Origin of the sequence: Flavobacterium sp. (assembly GCF_043773265.1) — a bacterium.
GTDB lineage: Bacteria > Bacteroidota > Bacteroidia > Flavobacteriales > Flavobacteriaceae > Flavobacterium.
The window spans coordinates 1-4,505 of the sequence record NZ_JAYVFH010000199.1; the positions used below are offsets into that span (position 1 = coordinate 1).

Below are 4,505 nucleotides of genomic sequence, written 5' to 3' on the forward strand. Positions count from 1 at the left end.
GGTTTTATTAAAGAAAGAGTTCACTTCTGAAATTTTAAGTGATTCTCAAAAAACAATAAAAAAGTTTATATCAGATGAAAAATCTAAAGAATTATTGTATCGATTAAGTCTAATCCCTTGGGACTTTAAAATGCAAGAAGTACTTTCTGTTTGTGAAGTTTCAGAAAAAATACTTCATCCAAATGAAAAACTTCAAGATTTAATAAATATATGGATTCAAGAAAATAAAGATTCTTTCCAAATTTCACCATTAATATACAATATTGGTGTAGATAACTTATCCATTGAAGTTTTTGAAAATGTTCATATTGCTTTAGCAAAATCAATAATATCTACAAAAACTGTAAATCAAATTAGTGCCTATAGAAGTGTTAGTTCTTTTATAAAAGGGAAAGATTTTGATAATGCTGGTGTAGTTTTATTAAAAGTTTATTTTTCTGCAAAAACTAAAGAAGAGGCTAAATATTTATCAGATTGGGGCTATTTAAGTTACTGGGTAGAAAATGATATTCCACAAGAAATGAATATCATACTTAAATCTTATATCCGTTGTGAACAAATTAGATTATTTAATTTGTTAGATAAAGAAACAACTATTTTATTTGACAGTTTAGAAAACTATTCTCAAGTACAATCATTATCAATTTCAGACGCTATCATAATTAAGATTTTTCTATTATCCAATAGTACTAATGCTGATTTGTCTCAATATTGGTTTCATTTAGAATTTATAATTAATAATTATATAAAACTTGATAAACCTTTCACTGAAATAATCAATATTGATTTAATATCAGGTTTGTTATGGCTTCCAGTAACAAAACTAGTTAGTCAAAAAGATATAAGCGCTTGGTTGAATTTTATTGAACAATTGAGTGAGAGCACTAATGATGACTTTTTTAGTTCTGAATACGCTCCATCCGCCTTAAAAATAATAAGTGGTAAAATAGTAAATTCACAAAATTCTATTCCAATTGAAGAAAGGAATTGGGGAATTATTGTTGATCAACTTGATTTCTTAATTTCTTATTTTGAGAAGAATAAATTTGATGTATTACTTGCAACAGTTATGAGTGATAAAGTTGCTCTTGAATTTCAAATTTTTAAGAATCCAATTAATGCAGAAAATTCAATTATAAAACTATCTAAAGAATTAACTTCTGACATAGCAAAGTACATCCTGTTTGATGTTATTGGAAAACTATTTTATTATGAAAAAAACCTGCCTAAAAGTTCTTTATGGTTACAAAAGGCTTTAGATTTTAACTGTACATCACAATCAAGCTTTGTTGATACTTTAATTTATGCAGCAAGTTCTATTTCAAATGAAAATAAAGAGATGGCTTTAGAGTTTTGTTTAAAAGCAAATGAATTGGCCCAATTAAATTTAGAATTATCTGAATTAGATTATATTCAAATTTTAGGAGAACTTGCGATAGCATACTGGTTAAATGGTAATAATAATCAAAGCTTTTTAACTTTTGAAAATATTGTAGAGAGATTATTTAAAATTAAAGAAGAAAATCGTGATACGAATTGGATTCGATTATTTAGTTGGACAGGACATTCTTTAGGTTATATCGCTGCTTCTGTGACTAAAGACAGAGTCCCAGAAAAAGTAAGTGATGGCGGAGATTATACTATACCATATCAAGGAATTTTTACATTTAATACAAAAGACTTATCAGATATTTATTTAGTTAAAAACAACCCTCTTATTTTAGCAAACTTAGCAATTTTTGCAGAAGGTATAAATAATATTGAAAAAGCATATACTTTGTCTCTAAAAGCTTTTGATTTAGCTAGAAGAAATGGTGATGATCAAATTATTTTAATGTTATCAGCCGTTTGCGGTCAATATCCTCTTATAAATTTTAAGATAACTGAAGCCTTCGAAACTAGTTTATTATTTTCAGCCATTTCATCACATTTGAGTGGAACGCCTATTGATAGATCAAGTAAGTTTAAAGAAATGACTATTTCTGATTTACTTACTGATAAACCTAGTTTGGAATGGAATGCTGCTGAGTCTACAACAGTTACTTATTCAATTATTCCTCTTTTTATAATGGTACTAACTGCACAATTAGAAAACACAAAAGATTATCAACAAAAGAAGTTTGAGTATGTAGAAATGCTCGAAAATTATATTCCAGATGCTTCTGATGTTAAATTGTGGGAATCTGTTTTAAGCATAAGTAATCAAATTATCAACAAGACAATATCTGAAAGTGAATTGATAAAAATGGCCAATAGTTATGATGATGAGGAAAATAAGAATTTCAAGCTATTATGTTTAATTGGAGTTATTTTCAATTCAAAAGACAATATGATTATGTTAAGTCAAATTCTCAATATTTTCCCATATTTTACTAAAATATTCTCTTCAGTTAAGGGCATTTTGAAATTTGCTTTATTACCCTTTTTAAAAAATAGATTATTTAAAATCCTAAAAGAATCTTTTGTCGGCACAAAACAAGAACTTGTAGAGCTAAATTTAAAGATTGAAAATATAGACATTTCAGATAATAATGTTATTCAGAATATGTTGCAAATTGTTATTTCTGAAGTTGAAATTGTTGTGCAAGAAGACAGGAAAGCTTGGCTATATAAATATGAAATTGGTTAAAAAAAATTAAAAAAAATCGATTACGAATATTGTTTACTCAATAATTATTGGTTGAAGTAGTTTGATATAAAATAGCATAATAATTTCATTAATAAGTAATTATCTCATTCATCTGCACAAAATCCTCGTTTAGTCCAAGTATTCCTAAACTCACATATTTGTTTGTTTCATTTCACTAATTTAATTTTAAATATGGAAAATCCTTTTGAACTCATTTTAGAAAGACTGGATAGAATTGAAAAAGCTATCGCAGCTCTAAATGCAACTAATCCAATTCAAATAAATAATACTCCAATGGATATAAAAGATCTATCGGAATATATAAAACTTAGCGTTTCTGGAATCTATAAATTGACTTCTACAAGTGAAATCCCACACTACAAAAGGGGTAAACGACTTTATTTCAAAAAAGTAGATATTGACGAATGGATATTTTCAAATCGAATTAAAACGGGAGTTGATATCGAAAAAGAGGCAATGGAATACATCAGGAAAAATCCAAGAAGATTTTAAATCCAACTCGTTTTTTCATAATTAATTTGCAAGTCATTAAAATTTATTTTTAGTTCACTAAACACATTCAAACCATTCTATAAAAATAAGAAAATACACTAAAATCTGTAATGAATATTAATTATCTAAACAAGTAAAGCCCGGTAAACAAAGGTGTTTTTTGTTGATAACTACGATTAATTGTTAAAAAGTTTGGTCAATTACAGATATGTATATATATTTGCCCCAATCGTACCAGTAGCGCTTCCCATAAGAACAGCCTTCTGGTCTTTTTTTTTATATCTATATGGCAAATAAATTACCTAAAACCGTTGAGGAGCAAATTAACCTTTTGTTAGAAAGAGGAATGTTGTTTAAAAACATTGATAATGCGCCACATTTTCTAAAAAACATTAGCTATTATCGGCTTAAAGGGTATTGGTGGGAAATGCAATCGGATAAAATAAATCACAAATATAAAGCAGATAGTTATTTTGAAGATGTTATAGATTTGTATAATTTCGACAGACATTTACGCTTACTAATGTTTGATGCCATAGAGCGCATAGAAGTTGCTTTGAGAACTAAATTAATCTATCAATTATCGTTGTCAAATGGACCATTATTTTATCTTGATTATGATATTTTTACAGATAAATTTAAGCAACAAGCTACTATTGAACATTTAAGTAGTGAAATAGACAGAAGCAAAGAACAATTTATAGTAGAACACAGACTTTATCATAAAGGAGAACCATTTGAAGCATGGAAAGCTCTAGAAGTTACATCACTGGGGACACTCTCAAAATTATATAAAAACCTTAATCATCAACTACCAGAAAAGTCAAAAATAGCATTAGAATTTGGTTTTAATTCTCACAAAGATTTCTCTAGTTTTTTGGAAGCGATAACAGTGATAAGAAACGTCATAGCGCATCATTCAAGACTATGGAATAATAACGTAACAACCAAATATTTATGGCCTAAAAACCTAAAGAACCAACCTATAACATACGTTCCAGATGAAAATCAAAGAGCAAAACTATTTCCTTTACTGTCATTAACATTATATACAATTGACTTTGTTAGTCCTAGGAATTCTATAAAAGAAAAATTCTTTGGTTTAATAAATGAATATCCAATAATTCCTGTTCACAAAATGGGATTTCCAGTAAATTGGAAAACACAACCAATTTGGATTAAGCAATAGTTTTCAATTAGCATTATTTATTAGATTAGAGTAAAATACATTCTTCAAAAATAGAACGTTTTACATTTCATAAGCCACTCCTTTGCCAACGCTCCAAAAAAAATTACTGGCACAGTTTTTAGAAAAAACACGTACGCTTCGCAACTTGCGCCAGTAATTTTTTTCCCCAAGCTG

The 4,505-nt window shown here is 27.7% G+C and carries 3 protein-coding genes; all 3 read left to right on the top strand.

What is annotated here, in order from left to right; all coding sequences use genetic code 11:
• Positions 1–130: 130 nt before the first annotated feature.
• The 3 genes from ACH2BO_RS10745 to ACH2BO_RS10755 all read left to right on the top strand — a co-directional run bounded on the left by ACH2BO_RS10745 (position 131) and on the right by ACH2BO_RS10755 (position 4,331).
• On the top strand, positions 131–2,629 hold the full coding sequence (locus tag ACH2BO_RS10745; RefSeq protein WP_395044746.1) for a hypothetical protein: 2,499 nt from the start codon (positions 131–133) through the stop codon (positions 2,627–2,629).
• A 192-nt stretch (positions 2,630–2,821) separates the two neighbouring features.
• Entirely contained in the window at positions 2,822–3,142 is a 321-nt protein-coding gene (locus tag ACH2BO_RS10750) for a helix-turn-helix domain-containing protein (RefSeq protein ID WP_395044747.1), read from the top strand.
• A gap of 286 nt (positions 3,143–3,428) precedes the next feature.
• A complete protein-coding gene (locus ACH2BO_RS10755; protein WP_395044748.1) occupies positions 3,429–4,331 on the top strand; it encodes an Abi family protein in 903 nt (300 codons plus the stop codon).
• Positions 4,332–4,505: the final 174 nt, after the last annotated feature.

Coding starts and splice junctions, on each gene's coding strand:
- ACH2BO_RS10745 (WP_395044746.1), top strand. CDS start 131: ATGCAAGAAGTACTTTCTGTTTGTGAAGTTTCAGAAAAAATACTTCAT.
- ACH2BO_RS10750 (WP_395044747.1), top strand. CDS start 2,822: ATGGAAAATCCTTTTGAACTCATTTTAGAAAGACTGGATAGAATTGAA.
- ACH2BO_RS10755 (WP_395044748.1), top strand. CDS start 3,429: ATGGCAAATAAATTACCTAAAACCGTTGAGGAGCAAATTAACCTTTTG.